Source organism: Pilimelia anulata, from assembly GCF_014647895.1.
Lineage (GTDB): Bacteria > Actinomycetota > Actinomycetes > Mycobacteriales > Micromonosporaceae > Pilimelia > Pilimelia anulata.
This window is the reverse complement of record NZ_BMQB01000005.1, coordinates 355,464-380,655: the sequence shown is the minus strand read 5'-3', so window position 1 is coordinate 380,655 and position 25,192 is coordinate 355,464. Positions and strand designations below refer to the sequence as shown.

The 25,192-nt window shown below is 77.3% G+C and carries 18 protein-coding genes; 12 read left to right on the top strand and 6 right to left on the bottom strand.

What is annotated here, in order from left to right:
* The 3 genes from IEY94_RS14000 to IEY94_RS24325 all read left to right on the top strand — a co-directional run bounded on the left by IEY94_RS14000 (position 1) and on the right by IEY94_RS24325 (position 3,250).
* A complete protein-coding gene (locus IEY94_RS14000) occupies positions 1–825 on the top strand; it encodes an NmrA family NAD(P)-binding protein (protein ID WP_189170581.1) in 825 nt (274 codons plus the stop codon).
* Positions 826–968: 143 nt separating this feature from the next.
* Positions 969–1,748, top strand: a complete 780-nt coding sequence (locus IEY94_RS13995) for an SDR family NAD(P)-dependent oxidoreductase (RefSeq protein WP_189170580.1) — start codon at positions 969–971, stop codon at positions 1,746–1,748.
* 5 nt (positions 1,749–1,753) lie between these two features.
* Entirely contained in the window at positions 1,754–3,250 is a 1,497-nt protein-coding gene (locus IEY94_RS24325) for a helix-turn-helix transcriptional regulator (protein WP_189170579.1), read from the top strand.
* Between the two features lie 35 nt (positions 3,251–3,285).
* Here the strand turns inward: IEY94_RS24325 and rfbA are convergent, their stop codons facing one another.
* The gene (gene rfbA / locus IEY94_RS13985) at positions 3,286–4,161 is read right to left on the bottom strand and encodes a glucose-1-phosphate thymidylyltransferase RfbA (protein ID WP_189170578.1); all 876 of its coding nucleotides are present in this window, start codon (positions 4,159–4,161) and stop codon (positions 3,286–3,288) included.
* A gap of 193 nt (positions 4,162–4,354) precedes the next feature.
* Here rfbA and rfbB point away from each other — a divergent pair, with 193 nt between their 5' ends.
* The 6 genes from rfbB to IEY94_RS13955 all read left to right on the top strand — a co-directional run bounded on the left by rfbB (position 4,355) and on the right by IEY94_RS13955 (position 11,168).
* Positions 4,355–5,344 (top strand): dTDP-glucose 4,6-dehydratase, encoded by a 990-nt coding sequence (gene rfbB, locus IEY94_RS13980; RefSeq protein ID WP_189170660.1) that lies wholly within the window; start codon positions 4,355–4,357, stop codon positions 5,342–5,344.
* Between the two features lie 69 nt (positions 5,345–5,413).
* Positions 5,414–6,631 carry a class I SAM-dependent methyltransferase gene (locus IEY94_RS13975; protein WP_189170577.1) on the top strand — a complete coding sequence of 406 codons (1,218 nt, stop codon included), beginning with the start codon at positions 5,414–5,416 and terminating at the stop codon, positions 6,629–6,631.
* Positions 6,632–7,384: 753 nt separating this feature from the next.
* Entirely contained in the window at positions 7,385–8,221 is an 837-nt protein-coding gene (locus IEY94_RS13970) for an AfsR/SARP family transcriptional regulator (protein WP_189170576.1), read from the top strand.
* 123 nt (positions 8,222–8,344) lie between these two features.
* Entirely contained in the window at positions 8,345–8,950 is a 606-nt protein-coding gene (locus IEY94_RS13965; protein ID WP_189170575.1) for a dTDP-4-dehydrorhamnose 3,5-epimerase family protein, read from the top strand.
* Positions 8,951–9,018: 68 nt separating this feature from the next.
* Complete coding sequence (locus IEY94_RS13960) at positions 9,019–10,182, top strand: nucleotide disphospho-sugar-binding domain-containing protein (protein ID WP_189170574.1); 1,164 nt, start codon at positions 9,019–9,021, stop codon at positions 10,180–10,182.
* Positions 10,179–11,168, top strand: a complete 990-nt coding sequence (locus IEY94_RS13955; RefSeq protein WP_189170573.1) for an NAD-dependent epimerase/dehydratase family protein — start codon at positions 10,179–10,181, stop codon at positions 11,166–11,168. Before IEY94_RS13960 ends, IEY94_RS13955 begins: the two co-directional genes overlap by 4 nt.
* 38 nt (positions 11,169–11,206) lie before the next feature.
* Here IEY94_RS13955 and IEY94_RS13950 read toward each other — a convergent pair whose 3' ends face one another.
* The 3 genes from IEY94_RS13950 to IEY94_RS13940 are packed head-to-tail and all read right to left on the bottom strand — an operon-like array spanning position 11,207 to position 14,678.
* Complete coding sequence (locus tag IEY94_RS13950) at positions 11,207–12,001, bottom strand: class I SAM-dependent methyltransferase (protein ID WP_189170572.1); 795 nt, start codon at positions 11,999–12,001, stop codon at positions 11,207–11,209.
* Entirely contained in the window at positions 11,998–13,215 is a 1,218-nt protein-coding gene (locus IEY94_RS13945; RefSeq protein WP_189170571.1) for a cytochrome P450, read from the bottom strand. Before IEY94_RS13945 ends, IEY94_RS13950 begins: the two co-directional genes overlap by 4 nt.
* A complete protein-coding gene (locus tag IEY94_RS13940; protein ID WP_189170570.1) occupies positions 13,212–14,678 on the bottom strand; it encodes an alpha/beta fold hydrolase in 1,467 nt (488 codons plus the stop codon). The genes IEY94_RS13945 and IEY94_RS13940 overlap by 4 nt, the downstream gene beginning before the upstream one ends.
* A gap of 191 nt (positions 14,679–14,869) precedes the next feature.
* Between IEY94_RS13940 and IEY94_RS13935 the strand changes: the two genes are divergently transcribed.
* The 3 genes from IEY94_RS13935 (at position 14,870) to IEY94_RS13925 (ending at position 22,473) form a co-directional block, all read left to right on the top strand.
* On the top strand, positions 14,870–21,115 hold the full coding sequence (locus tag IEY94_RS13935) for a type I polyketide synthase (RefSeq protein ID WP_189170569.1): 6,246 nt from the start codon (positions 14,870–14,872) through the stop codon (positions 21,113–21,115).
* 63 nt (positions 21,116–21,178) lie between these two features.
* A complete protein-coding gene (locus tag IEY94_RS13930; RefSeq protein ID WP_189170568.1) occupies positions 21,179–22,123 on the top strand; it encodes an aromatase/cyclase in 945 nt (314 codons plus the stop codon).
* 98 nt (positions 22,124–22,221) lie between these two features.
* Complete coding sequence (locus IEY94_RS13925) at positions 22,222–22,473, top strand: acyl carrier protein (protein WP_189170567.1); 252 nt, start codon at positions 22,222–22,224, stop codon at positions 22,471–22,473.
* A gap of 55 nt (positions 22,474–22,528) precedes the next feature.
* Here the strand turns inward: IEY94_RS13925 and IEY94_RS13920 are convergent, their stop codons facing one another.
* Together IEY94_RS13920 and IEY94_RS13915 are read right to left on the bottom strand one after the other, a co-directional pair.
* Positions 22,529–23,734, bottom strand: coding sequence for a beta-ketoacyl synthase N-terminal-like domain-containing protein (locus IEY94_RS13920; RefSeq protein ID WP_189170566.1), 1,206 nt, complete (start codon positions 23,732–23,734; stop codon positions 22,529–22,531).
* Positions 23,731–24,999: a beta-ketoacyl-[acyl-carrier-protein] synthase family protein gene (locus tag IEY94_RS13915; RefSeq protein WP_189170565.1), complete on the bottom strand. Its 1,269-nt coding sequence runs from the start codon at positions 24,997–24,999 to the stop codon at positions 23,731–23,733. Before IEY94_RS13915 ends, IEY94_RS13920 begins: the two co-directional genes overlap by 4 nt.
* Positions 25,000–25,192: the final 193 nt, after the last annotated feature.

The following is a 25,192-nucleotide window of genomic DNA, read 5'->3' as shown; positions in this document are numbered from 1 at the left end:
ATGACGATCCTGGTGACCGGCGCGACCGGCAACGTGGGCCGCCCGCTGGTCGAGCTGCTGCTCGCCGCCGGGCAGCAGGTACGCGCGCTGACCAGGAACCCGGCCAGGGCCGGGCTGCCGGCCGGCGTCGAGGTGGCCGCGGGCGACCTGACCGACACCTCGACGCTCGCCGAGGCGTTCGCCGGCGTCCGGGCCGTACACCTGATCAGCTTCAACGGCGCCGACTTCTCGCCGCTGGCCAACGGCGCCGAGATCGCCGAGCTGGTGGCCAAGGCCGGCGTCGAGCGGGTGACGATCCTCAAGGGCGACGTGGACAAGAGCCCGCTGGAGCAGGCCGTCGAGGCCAGCGGCGTGCAGTGGACCCACCTCGCACCGGTCGAGTTCATGTCCAACGCGCTCGAGTGGGCCGCCTCGATCCGCGATGAGGGCGTGGTCCGGGAGGCGTTCCCCGAGGCCCGGAGCGCGATGGTGCACGAGGCGGACATCGCCGCCGTCGCCGCGACCGCGCTGACCGCCGACGGGCACGCCGGGCAGGAGTACTGGCTGACCGGGCCGCAGGCGCTGACCGCGCCGGGCAAGGTCGCGATCCTCGCCGAGGTGCTGGGCCGCCCGATCCGGTACGTCGAGCTGAGCCGGGACGAGATCGTCGCGCAGTGGCGGGGCGAGGGCTACTCGGACAGCGACATCGAGTTCTTCCTCACGATGCGGACCAACCCGCCGGAGGCGGGCTACACCGTCCTGCCCACCGTCGAGGAGGTGACCGGCAAGCCCGCACGGACCTTCACCCAATGGGTGCGCGAGCACGCCGACACCTTCGGGGGCTAGGCCCGGCCCCGGGCCGGGGGTCGCCGCGCGTCCCGGTGCGGCGGCCCCCGCGCTTCCAGTACCGCTCCGGCCACCGTCCACCCGCGACCGCGAGCATGCGGCGCGGGGGCGCGGCGGCGCGCCGGACTTCGAGGAGGCAGCGGATGGAGCAGCAGCGGGTGGCGTTCGTGACGGGGGCGAGCAGCGGGATCGGGGCGGCAGTGGCCGCGCTGCTCGCCGGGCGCGGCATCGCGGTGTTCGCCGCGGCCCGCACCGGCGCCGACGTGGACGCCCTGGTCGAGCGGCTGCGCGCGGCCGGCGGCGAGGTCGCCGGGACCGCCTGCGACGTGCGCTCCGGCGCCGCCGTGGCCGCGGCGGTCGGCGCGGCGGTGCAGCGGTACGGGGCGATCGACATCCTGGTCAACAGCGCCGGCCGCAGCGGCGGCGGGGAGACGGCGACGCTCGCCGACGAGCTGTGGCAGGACGTGATCGAGACGAACCTCAACGGGGTCTTCCGGGTGACCCGGGAGGTGCTGCGGTCCGGCGGCATCGGCCGGGGGAACTGGGGGCGGATCATCAACATCGCGTCGACCGCGGGCAAGCAGGGGATCATGTACGCGGCGCCGTACTGCGCGTCCAAGCACGGCGTGGTCGGCTTCACCAAGGCGGTCGGGTTCGAGCTGGCCGGGCGCGGGGTGACGGTCAACGCGGTCTGCCCCGGCTACGTGGAGACGCCGATGGCGGTCCGGGTGCGGCAGGGGTACGCCGCGCACTGGGGCGTCACCGAGCAGGAGGTGCTGAAGAAGTTCAACGCCAAGATCCCGCTCGGCCGGTACTCGACCGCGGACGAGGTGGCCGGGCTGGTCGGGTACCTGGTCACACCGGCCGCCGACGCCATCACCGCCCAGGCGCTCAACGTCTGCGGCGGGCTGGGGAACTTCTGACGGCGGTGGACACACACGCGCTGGTCGAGCGGGCCGAGGCCCGGCGGGGGCTGCACGCGGCCCTGAGCGGGTCGGCGCGCGGCGGCCGGGTCGCGGTGCTCACCGGCGGCGCGGGCGTCGGGAAGACGGCCCTGCTGGACCGGTTCGCGGCCGAGCTGCGCGCCCGCGGCTTCCGCCACCTGCGGGTGCGCACGTCGCCGCTGGGCGCGGCGGACCCGCTGAGCGGCGTCCGCCACCTCCTGCCACCCGGTCCGGCCGGGGCCGAGCCGGGGGTGCCGGGGCGGGCCGGCGCGGCGCTGGCCGCGCTGGTCGGCGGCGGGCCGGCGCTGGTCACCGTCGACGACGTGCACCTGGCCGACGCCGCGTCGCTGCGGCTGGTCGAGGAGCTGCTGTGCCGGCCGGGGGCCGCGCCGCTGCTGGTCGTGGCCACCGAGCCGGCCGGGTACGTGGGCGCGCTCGCCGGGGTGCGGGTGCCGCTGCGCCCGCTCGGCCCGGCCGGGGTGCGGGCGGTGCTGCGCGGGTACCCGGCCCCCCGACCCGCGGCGGCGCACCGGCTGACCGGCGGCAACCCGCGGCTCGTCCACGCGCTCGGCCGGGCCGGCGGGCCGGGCCCGGCGCTCGACCGGGCGGTCGGCCGCTGCCTGCCGGCGGGCCCGGCGCGGCGGGCGGCGCACGCCGCGGCGGCGCTGCGGGTGGGGCACCCCGTCGCCGTACCGGCGGCGGCGCTGGTCGGCGACGTCCTCGGCGTCGAGGCCGCGGTGCTGGCCGACCTGCTGCCGCCGCTGCTCGCCGCCGGGCTGGTCGACGCGGCCTGGCGGGTCGGCGACCCCGCGCTGGCGGCCGCGATGCTGGCCGGGCTGGCGGCCGGCGAGCGGGCCGGGCTGCACGCCCGGATCGCCCGGGCGCTGCACCTGCGCGGCCTGCCCGCGCCCGCGGTCGCCGCGCACCTGGTCCGCGTGGCGGACCCCGACGGCGCGGCGGCCGGCGACCCGCCGCGGGGGCACCGCCCGGCCGGCGCGGGTCCCGGCTGCCGGCGGACCGACGTGCTGCTCGCCGCCGCCGCCGCGGCGCTCGACGCCGCCGACCCCCGCACGGCCCCGCGGTACCCGGGCAACGTCGGCTCCGGGGGCGCGGGCTGCTGCGGCGAGCCGGCGCACCGCGACCGGGTGGCGGGGGCGGTGGCCCGGGCCGAGCGGCGGCTGCGGACGGCCGCCGCGGCCGGGCGGCCGCCCCCGGTCACCGCCGCGCCGGCGGCGCCGGAGCGCACGGGCACGGTGCCGGTCGCGGCCGCCGGGGCGCGGGTCGCCGGGCTCAGTCGGGCCGAGCGGCGGGTGGCCGACCTGGCCGCGGCCGGGTTCACCAACCGGCAGATCGCGCACCGGCTGGTGGTGACCGTGAGCACGGTCGAGCAGCACCTGACCCGGGTGTACCGGAAACTGGGCGTCGCGCGCCCCGGCCTGCGCGCGCTGCTGCCGGCGGAGCCGCGGCAGTGGGCGAGCTGACAGCCGCCCCGGCGGGGGCGCGCGGCGAGGCGGGGTCAGGCCGCCCACTCGGCGGCGACGTCCATCACGTACCGGCCGTACTCGGTGTGGGCGAGGGCGGCGCCGAGGTCGTGGCAGGCCCGGGCGTCGATGTACCCCATCCGCAGCGCGATCTCCTCCAGGCAGGCGATCCGGATGCCCTGCCGGTGCTCGAGCGTCTGGAGGTACTGGCTGGCCTGCAGCAGCGCGTCGTGGGTACCGGTGTCCAACCAGGCCAGCCCGCGGCCGAGGTCGACCAGCGTGGCCTTGCCGCGGGCCAGGTACACCTGGTTCACGGCGGTGATCTCGATCTCGTTGCGGGCGGACGGGCGGACGTTCTTGGCGATGTCGATGACCTGGTTGTCGTAGAAGTACAGGCCGGTGATCGCCCGGTTCGAGCGCGGGTTCCGGGGCTTCTCCTCGATCGAGACCAGCCGGCCGGCGGCGTCGGTCTCGCCCACGCCGTACCGGTGCGGGTCGGTGACCGGGTAGCCGAACAGGACGCACCCGTCGACGTTCCGGCTGTGCTGCTGGAGCAGCTCGGAGAAGGCGTACCCGTGGAAGATGTTGTCGCCGAGGATCAGCGCGACCGGGTCGCCGCCGATGTGCTCGGCCCCGATCAGGAACGCGTCCGCGAGCCCCCGCGGCACCGGCTGCTCGGCATAGGTCAGGCGCAGGCCGAGGGCGGCGCCGTCGCCCAGCAGCCGTTCGAACATGGGCACGTCGCGGGGGGTGGAGATGATCAGGATCTCCCGGATCCCGGCCAGCATGAGGACCGAGAGGGGATAGTAGATCATGGGCTTGTTGTACACCGGCAGAAGCTGCTTGGACAGCGACAGCGTGACCGGGTGCAGCCGCGTCCCGGAGCCGCCGGCCAGCACGATGCCCTTCATCGCTCGCCTCCCGTCGGGGGTGGGTCGGCCCGACCGTAGTCGCGCCCGGCGGCGGCGGGTACCCCAGAAAACCGGGCGGTCGAGCGGCCCGGCACCCCTACTCCGCGGCCGGCGGCGGCCCGTCCGAGGGCGGCGCGAGTCCGGTCCCTCCGGAATTCGAGCGGGGCGGGCCAGCCTGGCGGGCATGACGCGCATGCTGGTCACGGGGGGCGCCGGCTTCATCGGCGCGAACTTCGTCCATCGCACGCTGCGCCGGCACCCGCGGTACGAGATCACGGTGCTGGACGCGCTCACCTACGCCAGCAACGAGGCGAGCCTGGCGGCGGTGCGGCCGGACATCCGGTTCGTCCGCGGCGACGTCCGCGACGACGGGGTGGTCGACCGGCTGGTCCGCGAGGCGGACGTGGTGGTGCACTTCGCGGCGGAGTCGCACGTGGACAACTCGCTGCTCGACCCGGACCCGTTCGTCCGGACGAACGTGGTCGGCACGCACGTGCTGCTGGAGGCCGTGCGCCGGTACGACCGGCGGCTGCACCACATCTCGACCGACGAGGTGTTCGGCGAGCTGCCGCTGGCCGGCGGCGGGCGGTTCACCGAGCGGACGGCGTACAACCCGTCCAGCCCGTACTCGGCGACGAAGGCCGGGGCGGACCTGCTGGTCCGGGCGTGGGCCCGGTCGTTCGGGGTGGCGGCAACGATCTCGCACGGGGCGAACAACTACGGGCCGTACCAGCACGTGGAGAAGTTCATCCCGCGGCAGGTGACCAACGTGCTGACCGGCCGGCGGCCGCGGCTGTACGGGACCGGGGCGAACGTGCGGGAGTGGACGCACGTGGACGACCACAACGACGGCGTGCACCTGATCCTGGACCGGGGCCGGATCGGCGAGGCGTACCTGCTCGGCTCGGGGGTGCAGTCGAGCAACCTGGACCTGCTGCGCTGCCTGCTGGAGCTGATGCACCAGCCGGCGGACGCGTTCGACCACGTGCCGGACCGGCCGGGCCACGACCTGCGGTACGCGATGGACACCGGCAAGGTCCGCGCCGAGCTGGGCTGGCGCCCGCGGTACGCGGGGCTGCGCGCGGGCCTGGCAGCGACGGTCGACTGGTACCGGGACAACGACTGGTGGTGGCAGCCGCACAAGGCGACGGCCGAGGCGCGGTACCGGCTGAGCGGGCGGTGACGCCGGCGGTGGTCGGGCATCCAGTGGCCGTCAAGCTCTGTTCGAGCAAATGCCAATACCGTGACATTCATGACTACTTGCCGTATTTGCCGCGGCCCCGTACGGGAGTTCTTCGACTTCGGCTCGCAGCCGCTGTCCGACGCCTTCGTCGCGCCGCCGGCCACCGGCCCGGAGTACCGCTACCGGCTGGCCGTCGGCGCCTGCGGCGAGTGCGGCATGGTCCAGTTGCTGGAGGAGGTGCCGCGGGAGCGGATGTTCCACGCCGGGTACCCGTACCACTCGTCCGGCTCGGCGGTGATGCGCGCGCACTTCGCCGCGGCCGCCCGGCGGCTGCGCGAGGCGGAGTGCCGGCGGCCGGACCCGTTCGTCGTGGAGATCGGCTGCAACGACGGGATCATGCTCCGGACGCTGGCCGCCGACGGCGTCCGGCACCTGGGGATCGACCCGTCCCGCGGGGTGGCCGACCTGGCGGCGGCCGCGGGCGTGCGGGTGCGGGTGGACTTCTTCGAGCAGTCGACCGCGCTGGCCGTCCGGGCCGAGGAGGGCCCGGCCGACGTGATCTTCGCCGCGAACACGATCTGCCACATCCCGTACCTCGACTCGGTGCTGCGCGGGGTCGACGCGCTGCTGGCGCCGGACGGGGTCTTCGTCTTCGAGGACCCGTACCTCGGCGACGTCCTCGACCGGAGCAGCTTCGACCAGATCTACGACGAGCACTTCTACCTGTTCTCGGCGACGTCGGTGCGGGCCGTCGCGGAGCGCGCCGGCCTGGCGCTGGTCGACGTCGAGCGGCTCCCGGTGCACGGCGGCGAAGTGCGGTACACGCTCGCCCGGGCCGGGCGCCGGCAGCCGCGCCCGGCGGTCGCCGCGCTGATCGGCGATGAGCGCCGCCGGGAACTGACCGGACCGGCCGCGCTCGACCGGTTCGCCGCCAACGTGAAACACAACTGCGCCGAACTCACGACGCTGCTGCACAAGCTGCGCGACGACGGCGCGCACGTCGTCGGATACGGCGCGACGGCCAAGAGCGCCACGGTGACGAACTACTGCGGCATCGGGCCGGGGCTGCTCGACGCGGTATTCGATTCCACGCCGGCCAAACAGGGCCGGTTGACCCCGGGTGTTCACCTCCCGGTGCGGCCGCTGGCCGAATTCCGCGACCCATTCCCGGACTACGCGGTGCTGTTCGCGTGGAATCACGCCGACGAGATCATCGCCAATGAGCGCGAGTTCCGCGAGCGCGGCGGGCGCTGGATCATGTACGTGCCCGAGGTGCGGGTCATCTGACCGGACCCCGAATCCGGCGCCGCCCCGGGCCGGATTCGGGGCGGTGTGCCGGCCGGCGGGGCGGACTGTACCGCTCCCGCGGGTCGGAGTATGCTGCCCAGCGCGCATCCGCGCCGCCGCCGCGAACAGGGCCGCCGCACATTCCCGGCCGCCGGCGGGCGGTTTCCCGGTCCGGATCGGCGCCCGCCTTTCGCCACGTGCAGCTAGTCGCTTTTCCGACAATCCTGACTTGTCCGGGTGCAGGCCGCGGCGAGTCGCGCCGTGTTGACGCTGCGTCGCAGCCATTCGGTACCTCAGTACCTTGTTGGTGGCTGTCGGATACATGACAGCGACCTTGCGCGACCACCGTCCATTGACTATTCGCCGATTGCCGCGTCACCGGCCGCCCCGGTCCGCAGCCGCGGACCCGCCGCACCCCCGCCCACCACCGCGGCGTGCGCGGACTGATTCTCGCTCAAGCCGCGCCGGCGAGCCGGTAACCGCCGCATCACCTGTCGTATACGGACGGCTTTACCGCGAAGTGTTTCACGACGCAGATAATCGGCCTATGGAAGCGCCCGGGTATATGACGCTGAGTGCCGGGATTGGATCATTGCGTCAGGTCCCGCGTTCTGACATGCTCGTTACCCACGCGCCCGCAAACCGAACCGTAGTCCGCCTGCTCTGCCGCGGCGAAACTCGTCGGTCCGTGCGTGGCGGTTGCAGCAGCCGGTGCCCTTCGTCGCACGACGGGGCGAGCAATGATGAGGGACGATGCAGATCAAGATTCTGGGTGAGTTCGAGGCCACACTCAACAACAAGTCATTGACCCCCACCGCCGCCAAGCCGCGGCAAGTTCTCGCACTTCTCGCGCTACACGCACAACGAATTGTGTCCGTGCCGACATTGATCGAAGAGTTATGGAGCGATCGACCCCCACCGAGTGTGCGCACGACGTTGCAGACCTACATCCTGCAGGTCCGCCGGCTCATCGACTCGGCCCTGCCGCCCGGCGCCCGGGGCAAGGCCAAGGAGATCCTGGCGACCCGGTTCGACGGGTACGTCCTGGACATCCCGCCGGAGTCGGTGGACGTGCGCTGCTACGAGAAGCTGGTCCGGTCCGGCAACAAGGCGATGGAGGCGGGCGACTTCGCCGCCGCGTCCCGGCTGCTCGGGATGGCGCTCACCCAGTGGCGCGGGCAGGCGCTGGTCGACGTGCGGACGGGGATGCCGCTGAGCATCGAGGTGGCTCGCCTGGAGGAGGGGCGGCTCAACGCGCTGGAGAGCCGGATCGCCGCCGACATCCACCTGGGCCGGCACAACGCCGTCCTCAGTGAACTCACCGTGCTGACCGCGCAGCACCCGATGCACGAGAACCTCTGCGCGTACTACATGGTCGCGCTGTACCGGTCCGGGCGGCAGTGGCAGGCGTTGCAGGCGTTCAAGACGCTGCGCAACACGCTCAACAACGAGCTGGGCGTGGAGCCGTCGGCGCGGCTGCGCGAGCTGCAACAGGCGGTCCTGCGCTCGGACGACGAGCTGGACTCGCCGCAGCGGCTCAACCCCGCCCACGGCCGGGCGGCCCTGCGCCCGACCGGCTCCGGCATGTAGCCCGCCGCCCGGCCGCCGCGGAGGACGGCCGAGCGGGCCGGCCGCCGCGGGCGGCCGGCGCTGGCCGCCGGCGGCGTCGGGAGGGGCCTCCCGGCGCCGCCGGCCCGAACCGAGAGGATCGCCATGCGCGCACGCGCGCTCCCGGTCGCCGGGGCGTTCGCGTTCACCCCGGACGTCTTCCCCGACCGGCGCGGCCACTTCGCGTCGCCGTACCAGGAGCCCGGCTACGCCGCGGCCGTCGGGCACCCGCTGTTCCCGGTCGCGCAGGCCAGCGTCAGCCGGTCCCGGCGCGGCGTGGTCCGCGGGCTGCACTTCACCGCGGCGCCGCCGGGGCTGGCCCAGTACGCGTACTGCGTGCGCGGCCGCGCCCGGTACGTCGGCGTCGACCTGCGGGTGGGCTCGCCGACGTTCGGCCGGTGGGCCGCGGTCGCGCTGGACGGGGAGGGCCACGCGGCGGTGTACTTCCCGACCGGGTTCGGCCACGCGTTCGTCGCGCTGTCCGACGACACGGTGATGGCGTACCTGCTCTCCGGCTCGTACGACGCCCGGCACGAGCACGCGCTGTCCGCCTTCGACCCCGCGCTCGGGCTGCCGGTGCCCGCGGCCGCGGGCCCGGTGCTGTCCGACCGGGACCGGGTCGCCCCGACGCTCGCGCAGGCGCGGGAGCGCGGCCTGCTGCCGGCGTACGACGACTGCCTGGAACTGGACGCGGCCCGCCGCCGGGGCTGAGCCGCGGCCCGAGCGCGGGACCAGCCGGAGTCGAGTTGCGTTCCGGCCCCGGCCGGCAGGGTCGGCGCATGAGGATTCTGCTGACCACCGGGCCAGCCCATCCGTTGTACTTCCCGCTCGTCCCACTCGGCTGGGCGCTGCGCGCCGCCGGCCACGACGTGCTGGTCGGCGCGCCGGCCAGCTTCGACGAGCCGGTCCGGCAGTCCGGCCTGCCGCTGGCCGCGGTCAGCGGGCCGGTGGAGATGGCCGACGTGATGAGCCGGGACCGCGCCGGGCAGCCGGTCGCGGTACCGCGGACCGACGCCGAGATGACCGCCGGCGTCGGCACCGGGTTCGGCCGGCTCGCCGCCCGGACGCTCGCCGGCACCAGCGAGCTGGTCCGGGGCTGGGGGCCGGACGTCATCGTCACCGAGTCGTACTCCTTCGCCCCCGCCGCCGTCGCCGCCGCGCTGCACGGCGTCCCCTGGGTGCTGCACACCGTCGGGCCGGGCGACCTGCCGATCCGGGACGGGGTGGCCCGCGAGCTGGCGCCGGAGCTGGCCGAGCTGGGCCTGGCCGGCATCGGCGACCCCGACCTCGTCCTGGACAACTGCCCGCCGCTGCTCGGCGAGCCGGCCGCGCCGGCGGCGGAGCGGGTGCGGTACGTGCCGTACGGCGAGCCGGGGATCGTGCCCGACTGGTGCGCGCGGCGCGCGACCCGCCCGCGGATCCTCGTCACGCTCGGCTCGGTGCAGCCGGCGATCGGCGGGCTGCCGCTGCTCGCCGAGCTGGTCCGCGCGGTGGCGACGCTGCCGGTGGAGCTGGTGGTGGCCGTCGCCGACTACCTGGTGGACCGGCTCGGCCCGCTGCCGGCGAACGTGCTCGCCGCCGGCTGGCAGTCGCTGACCTCCGTCCTGCCCGGCTGCTCCGCGGTCGTCCACCACGGCGGGCCGGGGACGATGATGGCCTGCGTGCACGCCGGGCTGCCGCAGGTGATCATCCCCGGCCGGGGCAAGCCGCACGACGCGATCCGCCGGCTGGTGGAGTTCGGCGCGGCCCGGGCGCTGCCGCCGGAGCAGGTCACGCCCGGGGCCGTCCGCGACGCGTGCGCCGCGCTGCTGGACGCGCCGGCGTACGGGCAGCGGGCCCGGGCCGCGCGCGACCTGCTCGGGCAGCTCCGCTCCCCCGTCGACGCGGTGCCGCTGGTCACCGCCCTGGCCGACGGGCACCGCCGCCCGCCCCGGACCCGATGACCGACCGGGCGGCGGGCGGGGAGCCGCGGCCGGCGGACGGGGCAGGGCCGGCCGGGCGGGTGGCCGTGCTCGGCGGGACCGGCTGGCTCGGGCGGCACGTGTGCGCGGCGTTCACCGGGCGGGGGCGCGGGGTGCTCGCCGTCGCCCGGCACCCGCTGCCCGGCCTGGCCTGCGCGGAGTTCGCGGCGCTGGACCTCGGCACGGCGCCCGCGGACCGGCTGCGCGCGCTGCTCCGCCGGTCCGGCGTGGACACCGTGGTCAACGCCACCGACGCCGCCAACGCCACCGACGGCTGGTCCCGGTCGCCGGCCGAGTACGCCCGCGGCAACGTCGACCTCGTGCACCGGGTGATCGCCGCCGCCCGCGCGCTGCCCTGGCGGGTCCGGCTGATCCACCTCGGCACGGTGCTGGAGTACGGCGAGGTCCCCGCCGGCACGGTCCTGCACGAGTCCCGGCCGCCGGACCCGCGCACGGCGTACACCCGGACCAAGCTCGCCGGCACCGACGCGGTGCTGGCCGCGCTCGCCGCGGGCGACCTGGACGGCCTGGTCCTGCGCTCGACCAACATCTGCGGGCCGCACCCGTCGCCGGCGAGCTTCGCCGGCAAGCTGGTCGCGCTGCTCCGGGCGGCGCTGGCCGGGGGCCGGCGGATGCCGGTCCGGATCAGCCCGGCCGCGCGCGACTACCTGGACGTCCGGGACGTCGCCGGGGCGGTGGTGCGTGCCGCCGACGCGGCGGCCAGCGGGCGGATCCTGAACGTGGGCAGCGGGGCGGCGGTCGACATGCGCGCGTTCGTCCGGCTGTTCGTCACCGCCGCGGGGTACCCGGCGTCGCTGGTCGACGAGCGGCCCGGGCCGAACCTCGGGCTGGGCGGGCCGTGGACCAGGGTGGACATCGGGCTCGCCCGGCGGCTGCTGGGGTGGTCGCCGCGGGTGCCGCTGGCGGTGTCCCTGCGCGACATGTGGACCACGGCGAACCGCCCCTGACCGGCCGGGCGCGCGGCGGGCCCGGCCGGTCAGGGGCGTCAGTCGCGGACGCCGACGTACAGGCCGCAGGGGAAGCGGTCCGACGGGACGTACGCCACCGCGCAGCCCGCGCGGCCGAACGCCGCCCGGTACTCCGCGTCGGTGAACAGGGTCATCGGGTGCACGTCGGTGAAGTGGTGCACGCCGTGCGCCCGGTCGGCGACCAGGTAGTGGGCGATGATCGGCACGTGGACGCCGTCCCGGGTCGAGTGGGACAGCCGGACCACCGTGCGCTCGTCGGTCCGGACCAGGTCGCTGGCGACGTAGCCGGGCAGGAAGCGGTCGGGGGTGTACCAGGGCTCGATCACGATCACCCCGCCCGGCTCCAGGTGCCGGGCGAACGCGGCCAGCGCGCCGTCCAGGTCGGCGGCCGACGGCAGGTACCCGATCGAGCTGAACATGCAGGTCACCGCCGAGTAGGCGCGGCCGAGCGCGAAGTCCCGCATGTCCCCGTGGTGCACCCGCAGGTCCGGGGCCCGGTGCCGGGCCCGGTCGATCATGTACGCGGACAGCTCCAGCCCCTCGGCGGCGCCGAGCGCCGCGGCGAAGTGGCCGAGGTGGCCGCCGCTGCCGCAGGCGACGTCCAGCAGCGACCGGGCGGCCGGGCGGCGGGCCCGGATCAGCGCGACGACCTCGGCGGCCTCGGCGGCGTAGTCCTTGCCGCGGCCGGCGTAGACCAGGTCGTACACGTCGGCCAGGTCGGGCCCGTACCCGGCGGCCGACGCCGACGGGCCGGATGAACCGGCGGCCGGTGGGCCGGCGGTGCCGGGCGCGGGCGAGTGCGCCGGGGTCATGCCGCACCGCCCCACGTGACCGGCAGTTCCCACACGCCGTACACGATCGCGCCCTCCTTGCGCGGCACCCGGCTGAGCGGGGCCGCCAGGCGCAGGTCCGGGAACCGGCGCAGCAGCGCCGACCAGGCGATCTGCAACTCCAACCGGGCCAGCTCGGCGCCGATGCAGTGGTGCGGACCGTGGCCGAAGGCCAGGTGCCGGCGGCTGCCGCGGCTGATGTCGAGCCGGTCCGGCTCGGCGAACGCGCGCGGATCGCGGTTGGCGGCCAGCAGCAGGCAGAGCACGCCCTCGCCGGCCCGGATCACGCCGTCGCCCAGCGGGATGTCGGCCAGCGCGACCCGGGGTACCGCGGCGTCGCCGATGCTGACCACCCGCAGCAGCTCCTCCGTGGCCGGCTCGATCAGGCCGGCCGGGTCGGCCCGCAGCAGCGCGAGCTGGTCCGGGTTCTCCAGCAGGCAGGCCAGGCCGAGGGAGATCATGCTGGCGGTGGTCTCGTGGCCGCCGTTCATCAGCATCCGGATCATGTTGACCACGTCCCGGCGGGTGTGCTCCTCGCCGGCCCGGCGGTACTCGTCCAGCACCGAGCTGATCAGGTCGTCGCCGGGGTTGCGCTCGCGGGCGGCGACGAGGCGGTCCAGGTACCCGTTGACCGCGACGATCGCGTCCCGGCGCTCGGCCGGCGTGCTGTGCCCGCCGAACATGTGGGAGCTGTGCATGATGAGGAAGTCGTGGTCGTCCTGCGGCACGCCGAGCATCCCGCAGATGACCGTGGTCGGGATGGCCAGCGAGAACAGCCGGTGCAGGTCCACCGGCGGGGTCAGCGCGGCGAGCCGGTCCAGGTGCGCCGCCACGACCGCCTCGATCCGCGGGCGCAGCAGCCGGACCCGGTGCAGGGTGAACGCCGCCGCCACCTTGCGCCGGGAGGCGGTGTGCGCGGGCGGGTCGTAGCCGATGAACGACGTCTCGGTCCGGGCCTGCGGCGGCGCGACGAAGTAGAACGGGAAGTTCTCGTGCCGCCGGGACGCGCTCAGCCGCGGGTCGCTCAGCAGCCGCCGGACCGCGTCGTGGCCGGTCACCGCCCACACCCGCAGGCCGGTGTTCGCCAGGGTCACCCGGCCGCCGTCGCCGGCCGTCAGCGCGGCGTACTCGGCGGGCGGGGTGAACGGCGCCGGCCGGTGGTACGGGAACGCGGTCTCCACCTCCACGCCGGTCACCGCGCGGCCTCCGCGACCGGCCGGGCCGCCGCGTCGGCCGGCACGTCCGGCCGGGCGACGGTGCCGGGCAGGGCCGGGTCGCGCTCCGGCAGGACGCCGTCGAGCAGGTACCGCTCCACCACCGCATCCACCGCCGCGTTGCCGGCGAACCGGTAGATCTCGTGCTGCCCCGAGTCGGTGACGGTGACGAGCCGGTGGCCGAGCCGCTGCGCCATCACCGGGGCGCCGTCGTAGTGGTCGATCGGGTCGCCGTCGGCGTGCACGATCAGCCCGGCCGGGTACCGGCGGCGGACCAGCTCGGTCGGCGCCTCCGGCGCGGCGAAGCTGCGGAACGCGCCCACCCACGGCTGGGCCCGGTGCACGCCGTAGCCGTACGGGTAGTGCTCGCGGAAGTGCCGCATGTCGGCGAAGTACACCTCGGGGTCGCTCGGCCACTCCTTCTCCAGCGAGACCGCGTCCAGCACCCCGCAGCGGACGCTGCCGTCGGCGTCGGCCGGCGGCCACACCCGCTCGTCGGCCAGCCCCCTGCGGGCCGCCGGGTGGCCGTGCGCGCGGATGTCCAGCAGCAGCTCGGCCAGGTCCGCCCAGCGGGCCCGGTCGGCCGAGCGGGAGCCCAGCGCGCCGTCGAGCTTGCTGCGCAGGGTGCGCGAGTCCGGCTCGCCGACCAGCCCCTCCAGCACCGCGTCGGCCGCCGCCCGGACCAGCGGGGCCGCCCGGCCCAGCCCGTACCGGTCGTGCCGGTCCGCGACCCAGGCCGCCCAGCGGTCCACGTTGGCCCGGCTGGCCCGGGCCTGCGCCATGAACTGCTGCCGCCAGGTCCAGTCCGGGTGCACGCAGGAGTCGAGCACGCTGCGGTCGAGGCGGCGGGGGAACATGCTGCCGTACACCGCGCCCAGGTACGTGCCGTACGTGTAGCCGAGGAAGTTGATCCGCTCCTCGCCGAGGGCGCGGCGGACCACGTCCAGATCGCGGGCGACGTTGCGGGTGGAGAAGTGCGGGCGGCGGTCGCCGCCGGCCCGGCGGTTGCCCTCCTCCCGGCGGCGGAAGTCCTCGGCGATCGTGGCGAAGTCGCCGTCCGGCGGGCGGGAGTCGAACGGGGCGGCCGTCCCGGTCACCTCGCCCAGCAGCGGGGTGGAGTCGCCGGTGCCGCGCGGGTCGAAGCCGATGATGTCGTACCGGTCGGCCAGCGGCGAGCCGGACAGCGCCGAGGCGAACCGCCGGCCCAGTCCGAAGTACCCGCCCGGCCCGCCGTTGACGGCGAGCAGCACGCCGCGGCGGCGGCCCGGGTCGCGGGCGCGGAACCGGCTCAGGGCGAGGGTCAGCCGCTCGCCCCGCGGGTCGGCGTAGTCCAGCGGCACCGCCACGGTGCCGTGCTCGACCTCGCCGGGCCCGGCCGCGGACCAGGCGAGCTGCTGGGTGAGGAGTTCCCGCAGCACGTGGCGCGGGCGTGCGGTTGGTGTCATGGCGACCTGTCCCGCCCCTTCCGGTTCGACTGGCTCAGGCCGCCGAGGCTCCCGGCGCCGGGTCGAGTCCGCGTGGACGCCCGCTGGAAGCCCGGCGCTCGAACGATCCTCCGGCGGCGCTCGAAGCCGCGCCGGCAGCGTCGCCGCCGGGCCGCCCGCGCGGGCGGCCCGGCGCGACCGCGGGAGGTCCGGTGACGGGAAGCGACGAGTGGGAGCGCGACGACGCGGTCGCCGTCGTGGCGATGGACTGCCGGTACCCCGGCGGGGTGCGCTCGCCGGCGGACCTGTGGCGGCTGGTCGCGCAGGAACGGGACGCGACGTCGGCGTTCCCGGACAACCGCGGCTGGCCGGCCGGGGCCGCCGGGCGGGGCGGGTTCCTGCCGGACGCCGACCTGTTCGACGCCGCGTTCTTCGGCATCTCCCCGCGCGAGGCCGCCGGTATGGACCCGCAGCAGCGGCTCGTGCTGGAGGTGGCCTGGGGCGCGGTCGAGCGGGCCGGGCTGGACCGGGCGGCGCTGGCCGGCAGCAACACCGGCGTGTACCTGGGCGCGATGGCGCAGGAGTACGGCCCGCGGCTGGACGACCCGGACGACGGCGGCGCCGGGTACCGGCTCACCGGCTGCTCGCCGAGCGTCGCGTCCGGCCGGGTGGCGTACGTGCTCGGGCTGCGCGGGCCGGCGCTGACCGTCGACACGGCGTGCTCGGGGTCGCTGGTGGCGATCCACCTCGCGGCGGGCGCGCTGCGCCGGGGCGAGTGCGACCTGGCGCTGGCCGGCGGCGTCGCCGTACTGGCCGGTCCGGGGATGTTCCTGGACTTCGCCCGGCAGGGCGGGCTGGCCGCGGACGGCCGGTGCAAGGCGTTCGCCGACGCCGCCGACGGCACCGCCTGGGCCGAGGGCGTCGGGCTGCTGCTGCTCGAACGGGCCCGGGACGCGCGCGCCGCCGGGCGGCGGGTGCTGGCGCTGATCCGCGGTACGGCCACCAACCAGGACGGGGCCAGCAACGGCCTCACCGCGCCCAGCCGGGCCGCGCAGGAGGACGTGATCCGGCGCGCCCTGCGCGCGGCCGGCCTGCGCCCGGACGACGTGGACGCGGTGGAGGCGCACGGCACCGGGACCGCGCTCGGCGACCCGATCGAGGCCCGCGCGCTGGCCGCGGTGTACGGCCGGGGCCGGGCGGCGGACCGCCCGCTGTGGCTGGGCTCGCTCAAGTCCAACATCGGCCACGCCCAGGCCGCGGCCGGCGTCGGCGGGGTGATCAAGATGGTCCGGGCGATGGCGGCCGGGACGCTGCCCGCGACCCTGCACGCGGCCACCCCGACCCGGCACGTCGACTGGCCGCGCAGCGGCCTGGCGCTGCTCACCGCCGCCCGCCCCTGGCCGGCGCCGCCGGGGCGGCCGCGCCGGGCGGCGGTCTCGTCGTTCGGGATCAGCGGCACCAACGCCCACGTGATCCTGGAGGCCGGGCCGCCCACCCCGGCGGTTGGGCCGGCCAGCGGCGCGCCGGTCGCCTGGCTGCTGTCCGCGCCGACCGCCGACGGGCTGCGCCGGCAGGCCCGGGCGCTGCGCCCGGCCGTCGCGGGCCGGCGCCCCGAGGACGTCGCCCGGACGCTGCGCGAGCGCACCCGGTTCGCCCACCGGGCCGCGGTGGTCGCCGCCGACCCGGCGGACCTGGCCGCCGGCCTGGACCGGCTGGCCGGCGGCCCGGCGGTGCCCGCGGTGCCCGGCCCGTACCGGGCGCCGGTGCTGCTGCGCGCCGAGGCGCCGGCACCGCGCGGGGCGGTGCTGGTCTTCCCCGGCCAGGGGTCGCAGTGGCGCGGCATGGGCGTGGAGCTGAGCGCCGGGTCGGCCGTGTTCCGGGACAGCCTGCGGGACTGCGCCGACGCGCTCGCCCCGCACTGGGCGCACGACCTGGCCGCCGTCCTGCGCGGCGAGGACCTCGACCGGGTCGACGTGGTGCAGCCGGCGCTGTTCGCGGTGATGGTGTCGCTGGCGGCGCTGTGGCGGTCCGCCGGGGTGCGGCCCGCGGCGGTGGTCGGGCACTCGCAGGGCGAGATCGCCGCGGCGCACGTCGCGGGCGTGCTCGACCTGGCCGACGCCGCCCGGGTCGTCGCCGTGCGCAGCGCCGCGCTGCGCACGGTCGCCGGCACGGGCGGGATGGTCGCCGTACCGCTGGACGGGGACGCGACGCTCGCGCTGCTCGCCGACGTGCTCGGGGCGCGGGCCGACCTGGTCCGGCCCGCGGCGCTGAACGGGCCGACCGACACCGTCGTCGCCGGCCCGCCGGAGCCGCTGGCCGCGCTGCTGGCGGGCTGCGCCGCGCGGGGCGTCGACGCCCGGCGGATCGACGTCGACTACGCCTCGCACACCCCGGCGATGGCGGCGCTGCGGCCGGCGCTGCTGGACCGGCTGGCCGGCATCGCGCCGCGGGCGGGGGCGGTGCCGCTGTACTCGACGCTCACCGGGGACCGGATCGACCCGGCCACGATGGACGCCGGGTACTGGTGCGCGAACCTGGCCGAGCCGGTGCGGTTTGCCCCGGCGGTCCGGCAGCTCGTCGCCGCCGGGCAGCGGACGTTCGTCGAGGCCGGCCCGCACCCGGTACTGGCCCGGGCGATCCAGGGGACGCTGGACGCGCTGGACGTGCCGGGGACGGTGGTCGGGTCGCTGCGGCGGGACACCCCCGGCGCCGGGCAGTTCCTGGCCGCGGTGGCGGCGGTGCACGCGGCGGGCACGCCGGTGGACCTGGCGGCGGTCCAGCCGCCGGGCGAGCGGGTGGGGCTGCCGACGTACGCGTTCGACCGGCGGCGGTACTGGGCGGACCGGGGCGCGGCCCGCGACGCGGCGCCGGCCGGGCGGTTCGTGGCCGGGCGGCTCGACCTGCCGGGCGGGACGGCGTTCCCGGCGCGGCTCGACCCGGGGCGGGACCCGTGGCTGGCCGAGCACGTGATCGGCGGCGCGGCGATCGTGCCGGCGACGGCGCTGCTGACCCTGCTCGCCGAGGTCGGCGCCGCGGTCGGGGCGGGGTCCGTCGCGGAGCTGACGATCGGGGCGCCGATCCCGGTGGCGGCCGGCGCGGCGGACGTCCGGGTGATGTGCGAGCCGGCCGACGGGGGCGGGCGGGTGGCGTTCACGGTGCACGCCCGCGGGCCGGGCGGCGACCGCTGGCGCCGGCACGCCGAGGGGGCGCTCGCCGGTACTCCCGCCCCCGCCGGGCCGGCGGAGTGGGCGGTGGCGTGGCCGCCGGCGGCCGACGAAGTGGACCTCGCGGACGCGTACGGCGGGCTCGCCCGGCGCGGGTACGGCTACGGGCCCGGCTTCACCGGGCTGCGGCGGGCCTGGCGGCGCGGTACCGAGACGTTCGCCGAGGTCTCGCTGCCCGCGGCCGCGGGCGGCGGGCCGACCGTGCACCCCGCGCTGCTCGACGCGGCGCTGCACGCGGCGCTGCTCGGGGGCGGGGCGACCCGGGTGCCGTTCGCCTGGCGGGGGGTCGTGCTCGCGCCCGGTACGGCGGCGGCGCTGCGGGTGCGGCTGGCCGCCGACGGCGACCGCCTCACGGTGACCTGCGCCGACGAGCGCGGCCGGGTGCTGGCCGCGGTCGCCGCCCTGGACCTGCGCCCCCTCCCGACCGCGGCGACACCGGACGCGGCGGGGGCACCGGCCGACCTCGGCGTGCCGAGCGCAACCGCCGCGCCGGGCGCGGCGACCGCACCGACGGCGGCTGCGGTCAACCTGCGGCTGGACTGGGAGCCGGTGGGCGCGCGCGGCGGCGGTGTGCCGGATGTCGCCGTCGGCGACGGTGTGCCGGGTGTCGGTGGCGCCGTCGGCGGCGACGCGGCCGCGGCCGCCCAGACGTGGGTCCGGCTGGTTCCCGGTGCCCCGATCGACCTCCCGGACCCGCCGCCCGCGGCCGTCGTGGCGCAACTGGACACCCTCGTCCCCCCGACCCCGGACAGGGACCCGGTCGCCGGGACCGCGGCCGCCGTGGAGGCCGTGGCCGGGCTGCTGCGGGAGTGGCTCGGGGCGGCGCGGCCGGCCGGGACCCGGCTGATCCTGCTGACCCGGCACGGGGCCGTGCTGCCCGGCGACGGGCTGGCCACCGACCTGCCGGCCGCGGCGGCGATCGGCCTGGTGCGCGCGGCGCAGACCGAGCACCCGGGCGCGTTCGTGCTGCTGGACACCGACGACCCGGCCGCCGTACCGGCGCTGCTGCCCGCCGCGCTGGCCGCCGGGGAGCCGGAGCTGGCCGTCCGGTACGGCGTCCTGCACCGCCCCCGGCTGCGCGGCCGGGCCGACGCGCTCGCCGCGCCCGCCGGCGGCGCCTGGCGGCTGGACGTCGCCCGCCGCGGCGCGTTCGACAGCCTGGCCCTGCTGCCGCACCCGGCGGCGGAGCCGGGGCCGCGGGAGGTGCGGGTGGCGGTCCGGGCGGCCGGGCTGAACTTCCGGGACGTCGTCGTCGGGCTGGGCCTGGTGCCGACCGAGCGGACGATGGGCTGCGAGGGCGCCGGCGTGGTGACGGCGGTCGGGCCGGCGGTGACCCGGCACGCGGTCGGGGACCGGGTCTACGGGGTGTTCGGCCGGGCGCTCGGGCCGGCGGCGGTCGCGGACGAGCGGCTGCTGCGGCCGCCGCCGGCGGGCTGGTCGTTCGGGGCCGCGGCCGGCGTGCCGATCGCGTTCGTCACCGCGCGGCAGGCGCTGTACGACGTGGCGGGGCTGCGGCCGGGCGAGTCGGTGCTGGTCCACGCCGCCACCGGCGGGGTCGGCCGGGCCGCCCTCCAGCTCGCCCGGGCCCGCGGCGCCGAGGTGTACGCCACGGCGGGCCCGGCCAAGCACGACCTGCTGCGCGCGTGGGGCGTGCCGGACGAGCGGATCGCCTCGTCCCGGTCGGCGGCGTTCGCCGACCGGTTCCGGGCGGCCACCGGCGGCCGCGGCATGGACGTCGTGCTCAACTGCCTGACCGGCGCCGCGGTCGACGCGGGCCTGGGCCTGCTCGCCCCCGGCGGCCGCTTCGTCGAGCTGGGCAAGACCGACGTCCGGGACGCCGCGGCGGTCGCCGCCGCCCACCCCGGCACGCGGTACGCGGTGTACGACATCCTGCGCGCCGACCCCGACGGCGTCGGCGCCGCGCTGGACGCCCTGGGCGCGCAGTTCGCCGCCGGTGCGCTGGACCCGGTGCCCACCCGCGCCTGGGACGTCCGGCTGGCCCGGCAGCCGCTGGACCTGCTGCGCCGCGCCGTGCACCGCGGCAAGCTCGTCGTCACGATGCCCCGGTCGCTGGACCCGGACCGGCCGGTGCTGGTCACCGGCGGCACCGGCGGCCTCGGCGCGGTACTGGCCCGGCACCTGGTCGAGCGGCACGGCGTGCGCCGGCTGGTCCTGGCCAGCCGGCGCGGCGAGCGGGCGGCGGGCGCGGCCGCGCTGCGGTCCGCGCTGCGTGACCGCGGCGCCGACGCGGTCGTCGAGGCGTGCGACGTCGGCGACCGGGCGGCGCTCGCCGACCTGCTGGCCCGCCGCGAGCCGGGCGCCGTCGTGCACGCCGCGGGGGTGCTGCGCGACGGCGTGCTGACCCGGCTCACCCCGGCGGCGCTGGCGGCGGTCCTGCGGCCGAAGGCGTACGGCGCCTGGTACCTGCACGAGCTGACCGCCGACCTTGACCTCTCGGCGTTCGTCACCTTCTCCTCCGCCGTCGGCGTGCTCGGCGGCGCCGGGCAGGCCAACTACGCGGCGGCCAGCGCCTTCCTGGACGCCCTCGCCCACTACCGGCGCGGCCGCGGGCTGCCGGCGCTGTCGCTGGCCTGGGGGCTGTGGGAGCTGCCCACCGGGATGACCGGCGGCCTGACCCCGGCGGAGGTCCGGGCGCTGGGCGGGATCGGGCTGGCGCCGCTGCCGACGGCGGCGGGGCTGGCCCTGTTCGACGCGGCGCTGGACGCGCCGGAGCCGCTGCTCGTCCCGGTCCGGCCCGACCCCGCCCGGGTGCCGCCGGACAGCCGCGCCGGCCGCCTGTGGAGCGCGACCCCACCGCCGGCACCCGGCGGGCCGACGAACGGCACCCCGACGAACGGCGGGCCGGCGCACAGCACCCCGGCGGACGGCGGGCCCACGGACGGCGGGGCGGACGACGGCGGGGCGGACGACGAGGCCCGGGCGCACGCCGAACCGGCGGGCGGCGGGGGGCGGCGCGGGCTGCTCGCGCTCGTGCGGGCGCACGCCGCCGAGGTCCTCGGCCACGACGACCAGTCCGCCATCGCGCCCGGCGACTCGTTCCGCGACCTCGGCTTCGACTCGCTGCTCAGCGTCGACCTGCGCAACCGGCTGAACGCCGAGACCGGGCTGCGGCTGCCCGCCGAGGCCGTCCTGGACAACCCGACGCCGGCGGCGCTGGTGGCGTTCATCAGCGGCGAGCTGGCCGGGCGGGCCGATGCTGCACCGCCGCTGTAGGGGCGCTCGACGCCCCGCTGCCAGATTGGCGCCGCGGTGGCAGACCAGCGGCAGGAGGCCCGCATGACCAGTACCCGAGTGTCCCATCGGATCGACGTGGCGGCACCGGCCGACGCGGTGTACCGGATCGTCGGCGACGTGCGCCTGTGGCCGCTGTACTTCCCGCCCACCGTGCACGCCGAGCGGACCGGCGGCGACGACCGCGCCGAGGACGTCCGCATCTGGGCGATGGCCAACGGCGCCCTGCGCACCTGGGCGTCCCGCCGCGAGCTGGACCCGCGCCGCCGGACGGTCGCGTTCGCCCAGACCGAGCCGGCCGCGCCGGTCGCCGAGATGAGCGGGGAGTGGCGGATCGAGGAGCGCGGCCCGGCGGCCTGCCGGGTGGTGCTGGACCACCGGTACCGGGCGGCCGGCGACGACCCGGCCGCGCTGGACCTGATCGCCGCCGCGGTGGACCGCAACAGCGGCACCGAGCTGGCCCACCTGCGGCACGCCGCCGAGCACGCCGGCACCGAGGCCGACGTGCTGCTGGACTTCGCCGACAGCGAGCGGATCGCCGGGCCGGCCGGCGCGGTGTACGAGTTCATCAACGACGCCGCCCGCTGGCCCGAGCGGCTGCCGCACGTCGTCGGCGTGGACGTCCGCGAGGACCAGCCGGGCCTGCAGTACCTGCGGATGGACACCCGGTCGCCGGACGGCTCGGTGCACACCACCGTCTCCGGCCGGGTCTGCACCCGGCCGGACCGGATCGTGTTCAAGCAGGTCGAGCTGCCGACCGGGCTGCGCGCCCACCACGGCGACTGGACGCTGTCCCCGGCGGCGGACGGCACGGTCACCGCCACCGCCCGGCACCGGGTGATCCTCGACCCGGCCGGCCTGGCCGCCCTGCCCCGGCCGCCGGCCGACGCCGCCGCGGCCCGGGCGGCGGTCCGCCGGGCGCTGGGCGCCAACAGCCGGGCGACGCTGGCCCGGGCCCGGGCGTTCGCCGAGCGGTACCGCACCCCGTGACCGAGCACCGCACCCCGACCGAGCACCGCACCCCGCGGCCGGGCGGTACCGGCCCCCGCGGCGGGCGACACCGCAACCCGGAGGAGAGGACCAACCCCATGGCGACCCTGACGCTCGACGCGCTCCGCGACTTCCTGCTGCGCTCCGTCGGCGACGACGAATCCATCGACGTGTCCGGCGACATCCGCGACACCGGCCTGGCCGACCTGGGGTTCGACTCGCTGGCCGTGATCGACACGGTCAGCCGGGTGGAGCGGCACTTCGGGATCAAGCTGCCGGAGTCCGCGACCGCCGACGTGACCACCCCGGGCGACATCCTGGCCGTGGTCAACGCCCACCTCCCCGCCTGACCCGCCCCCGGTCGGGCCCGCGACACCATCGGGCCCGACCGGCAACCCCCGGCGGTCAGGGGGCGGTGACCACCGCCGCCGAGGCGAAGCCGCCGTGCCCGCGGGACAGCACCAGCGCCGCGCCGACCCCGCCGGCCCGCGGCTCGCCCACCACCAGGTCCACCCGCGGGTCCACCGCGGCCGGGTCCACCCCCGGCACGGCGGGGATCAGCCCGTCCCGGATGGCCAGCAGCGCGCACACCACGTCCAGCGCGGACCCGCCCGAGCCCAGCCGCCCGACCAGCGCCTTCGGCGCGCTGACCGGTACCCCGCGCGGGCCGAAGAGGTCCGCGAGCAGCCCGGCCTCGCTGCCGTCGGCGGCCGGGCTGCCCGCGGAGTCGGCGAAGACCACGTCCACGTCGGACGGGTCGAGTCCGGCGTCGGCGAGCGCGGCACGGGCGGCCCGGGCCAGCGCGTCGCCCGTACCGCCGGGCGGGTCGAAGGCGGCGGCGTGCCCGCGCAGCACGCCGTACACCGTCGGGGCGCCGCGCTCGGCGGCCCCCGCGCGGGATTCGAGGATCAGCACGGCGCCGCCCTCGCCGGGCACGAAGCCCGTCGACCCGGCGCAGAACGGCAGGTACGCCGTCGCCGGGTCGGTCGCCCGGCTGGCGCCGGCCGCGACCGCCATCGCGGCCATGCCGTACGGGCAGAGCAGGCTGTCGAACCCGCCCGCGGCCATCGCGCTGGCGCCCCGGCGCACCCGGCGACGGGCGAACGCCAGCGAGTCCAGCCCGCCGGCCTGCTCGGCGACGACCACGCCGCCGGGGCCGCGCAGGCCGTTGCCGATCGAGATCTGGCCGGTGTTCACGGCGTAGTACCAGGCGAACGACATGTACGGGCTGACCGCCTCCCAGCCCGTCCCCCACAGCAACTGGAGCTGCCGCTGGCCGAATTCGAGGCCGCCGGTGCTGCTGGACACGGCGACGCCCACGCCGTACTCGGGCAGCCGGGCGGCGTCCAGGCGGGCGTCGGCCAGCGCCTCCGCGGCGGCGACCAGGGCGAGCCGGGTGAGCCGGTCGGTCTGCGGCACGAGCCGGCCGGGCACGCCGACCCCGGTGTCGGGGACGGCGGCGGCGAGCCGGACCGGGTAGCGGTCGGCGGCGAACCGGTCCAGCGGCCGGATCGCGCCGACGCCCTTCAGCGTGGCCGCCCAGTACTCCTGCGCGCCGACGCCGGTGGGGGCGGCGACGCCGATGCCGGTGACGACGGTGTCCTGATTCATCGCGGGGACCGCTCCAAACTGGTCAGCACCATGGCGCTCTGGAATCCGCCGAACCCGCTGCCGACCGTCAGCACGGCGTCCAGCCGGCGCTCGCGCGGCGTGTGCGGTACGTAGTCGAGGTCGCACTCGGGATCGCGCTCGCGCAGGTTGGCCGTCGGCACGACCACGCCGTGCCGGATGGACAGCGCGCACGCCGCGATCTCGATCGCGCCGATCGCGCCGAGCGAGTGGCCGACGGCGGCCTTGATGCCGCTCATCGGCGTCCGGTGGGCGTGCGCGCCGAGGCTGCGCTTCACGGCGGCGGTCTCGTGCCGGTCGTTCTGCTTGGTACCCGAGCCGTGCGCGTTGACGTAGTCGATCGCGGTGGGGTCCAGCCGGGCCTCGGCGAGCGCGTCGCCGATCGCCGCGGCCATCTCCCGACCGTCCGGCTTGAGGCCGGTCATGTGGAAGGCGTTGCACCGGGTGGCGAAGCCGCTGACCTCGGCGTAGATGGCGGCGCCGCGGCGCCGGGCGCGCTCGTACTCCTCCAGCACCAGCACCGCCGCCCCCTCGCCGAGGATCAGGCCGGTGCGGGTGCGGTCGAACGGCCGGCAGGCCGTGGCCGGGTCGTCGTTGCGGGCGGACGTCGCCTTGATCACGTCGAAGCAGGTGAGCGTGATCGGCGAGATCGGCGCGTCGGTCGCCCCGGTGACCATCACGTCGGCGGTGCCGTCGCGGACCAGGTCGGCGGCGTACCCGACGGCGTCGATGCCGGACGTGCAGCCGGTGGAGATCACCGCCGCCGGCCCGCGGGCGCCGGTGACGCCGGCCACCTCGGCGGCGATCGAGCCGGGCAGGAAGCAGTCGTACAGGTGCGGGACGGCGTAGTCGGGGTCGAGCACCCAGTCCCGGCCGCCGTTGGACAGCACGGTGTACTCGCGCTCCATGGTCAGCGTGGCGCCGACCGCGCTGCCGATCGCCACCCCGGTCCGGGTGGCCAGCTCGCCGCCGAGGTCCAGGCCGCTGTCGGCCAGCGCCTCGCCGGCCGCGGACATCGCGAGCTGCGACACCCGGTCGGTCCGCCGGACCTGCTGCGGGTCCAGCCCGGCGCGTACCGGGTCGTAGTCGCACTCGGCCGCCACGCGGCAGCGGTGCGCGCTCGCGTCGAACCGGGTGATCGTGCGGGTCGCCGTCCGGCCGCTGAGCAGCAGCTCCCAGAACGGCTCGCGGCCGATGCCGCCCGGCGCGATCACGCCGATGCCGGTGATGACTGCCCTGCGGGCCATGGGGCTCCTCCGGGGGTCGCGGTCACGGGGTGCCCGCCGCGGCGGGTACGGCCCGAGGCTCGCCGCCGGTGCTCGACTCGCGGTCCAGGCCCGTTGGAATCGCCGCGCGCGCCGGTCGAGCGGTGCTCCGCGGCCGGTCGAGTCGGCCCGGCCACCGTGGGCCGGCGCGCGCCCGACCGCCGGGCGCGGCGAG

Excerpts from the sequence above, each read along its gene's own strand:
- IEY94_RS14000 (WP_189170581.1), top strand. The coding sequence starts at position 1 with ATGACGATCCTGGTGACCGGCGCGACCGGCAACGTGGGCCGCCCGCTG.
- IEY94_RS13995 (WP_189170580.1), top strand. The coding sequence starts at position 969 with ATGGAGCAGCAGCGGGTGGCGTTCGTGACGGGGGCGAGCAGCGGGATC.
- rfbA (WP_189170578.1), bottom strand. The coding sequence starts at position 4,161 with ATGAAGGGCATCGTGCTGGCCGGCGGCTCCGGGACGCGGCTGCACCCG.
- rfbB (WP_189170660.1), top strand. The coding sequence starts at position 4,355 with ATGCTGGTCACGGGGGGCGCCGGCTTCATCGGCGCGAACTTCGTCCAT.
- IEY94_RS13975 (WP_189170577.1), top strand. The coding sequence starts at position 5,414 with ATGACTACTTGCCGTATTTGCCGCGGCCCCGTACGGGAGTTCTTCGAC.
- IEY94_RS13970 (WP_189170576.1), top strand. The coding sequence starts at position 7,385 with ATGCAGATCAAGATTCTGGGTGAGTTCGAGGCCACACTCAACAACAAG.
- IEY94_RS13965 (WP_189170575.1), top strand. The coding sequence starts at position 8,345 with ATGCGCGCACGCGCGCTCCCGGTCGCCGGGGCGTTCGCGTTCACCCCG.
- IEY94_RS13960 (WP_189170574.1), top strand. The coding sequence starts at position 9,019 with ATGAGGATTCTGCTGACCACCGGGCCAGCCCATCCGTTGTACTTCCCG.
- IEY94_RS13955 (WP_189170573.1), top strand. The coding sequence starts at position 10,179 with ATGACCGACCGGGCGGCGGGCGGGGAGCCGCGGCCGGCGGACGGGGCA.
- IEY94_RS13950 (WP_189170572.1), bottom strand. The coding sequence starts at position 12,001 with ATGACCCCGGCGCACTCGCCCGCGCCCGGCACCGCCGGCCCACCGGCC.
- IEY94_RS13940 (WP_189170570.1), bottom strand. The coding sequence starts at position 14,678 with ATGACACCAACCGCACGCCCGCGCCACGTGCTGCGGGAACTCCTCACC.
- IEY94_RS13930 (WP_189170568.1), top strand. The coding sequence starts at position 21,179 with ATGACCAGTACCCGAGTGTCCCATCGGATCGACGTGGCGGCACCGGCC.
- IEY94_RS13925 (WP_189170567.1), top strand. The coding sequence starts at position 22,222 with ATGGCGACCCTGACGCTCGACGCGCTCCGCGACTTCCTGCTGCGCTCC.
- IEY94_RS13920 (WP_189170566.1), bottom strand. The coding sequence starts at position 23,734 with ATGAATCAGGACACCGTCGTCACCGGCATCGGCGTCGCCGCCCCCACC.
- IEY94_RS13915 (WP_189170565.1), bottom strand. The coding sequence starts at position 24,999 with ATGGCCCGCAGGGCAGTCATCACCGGCATCGGCGTGATCGCGCCGGGC.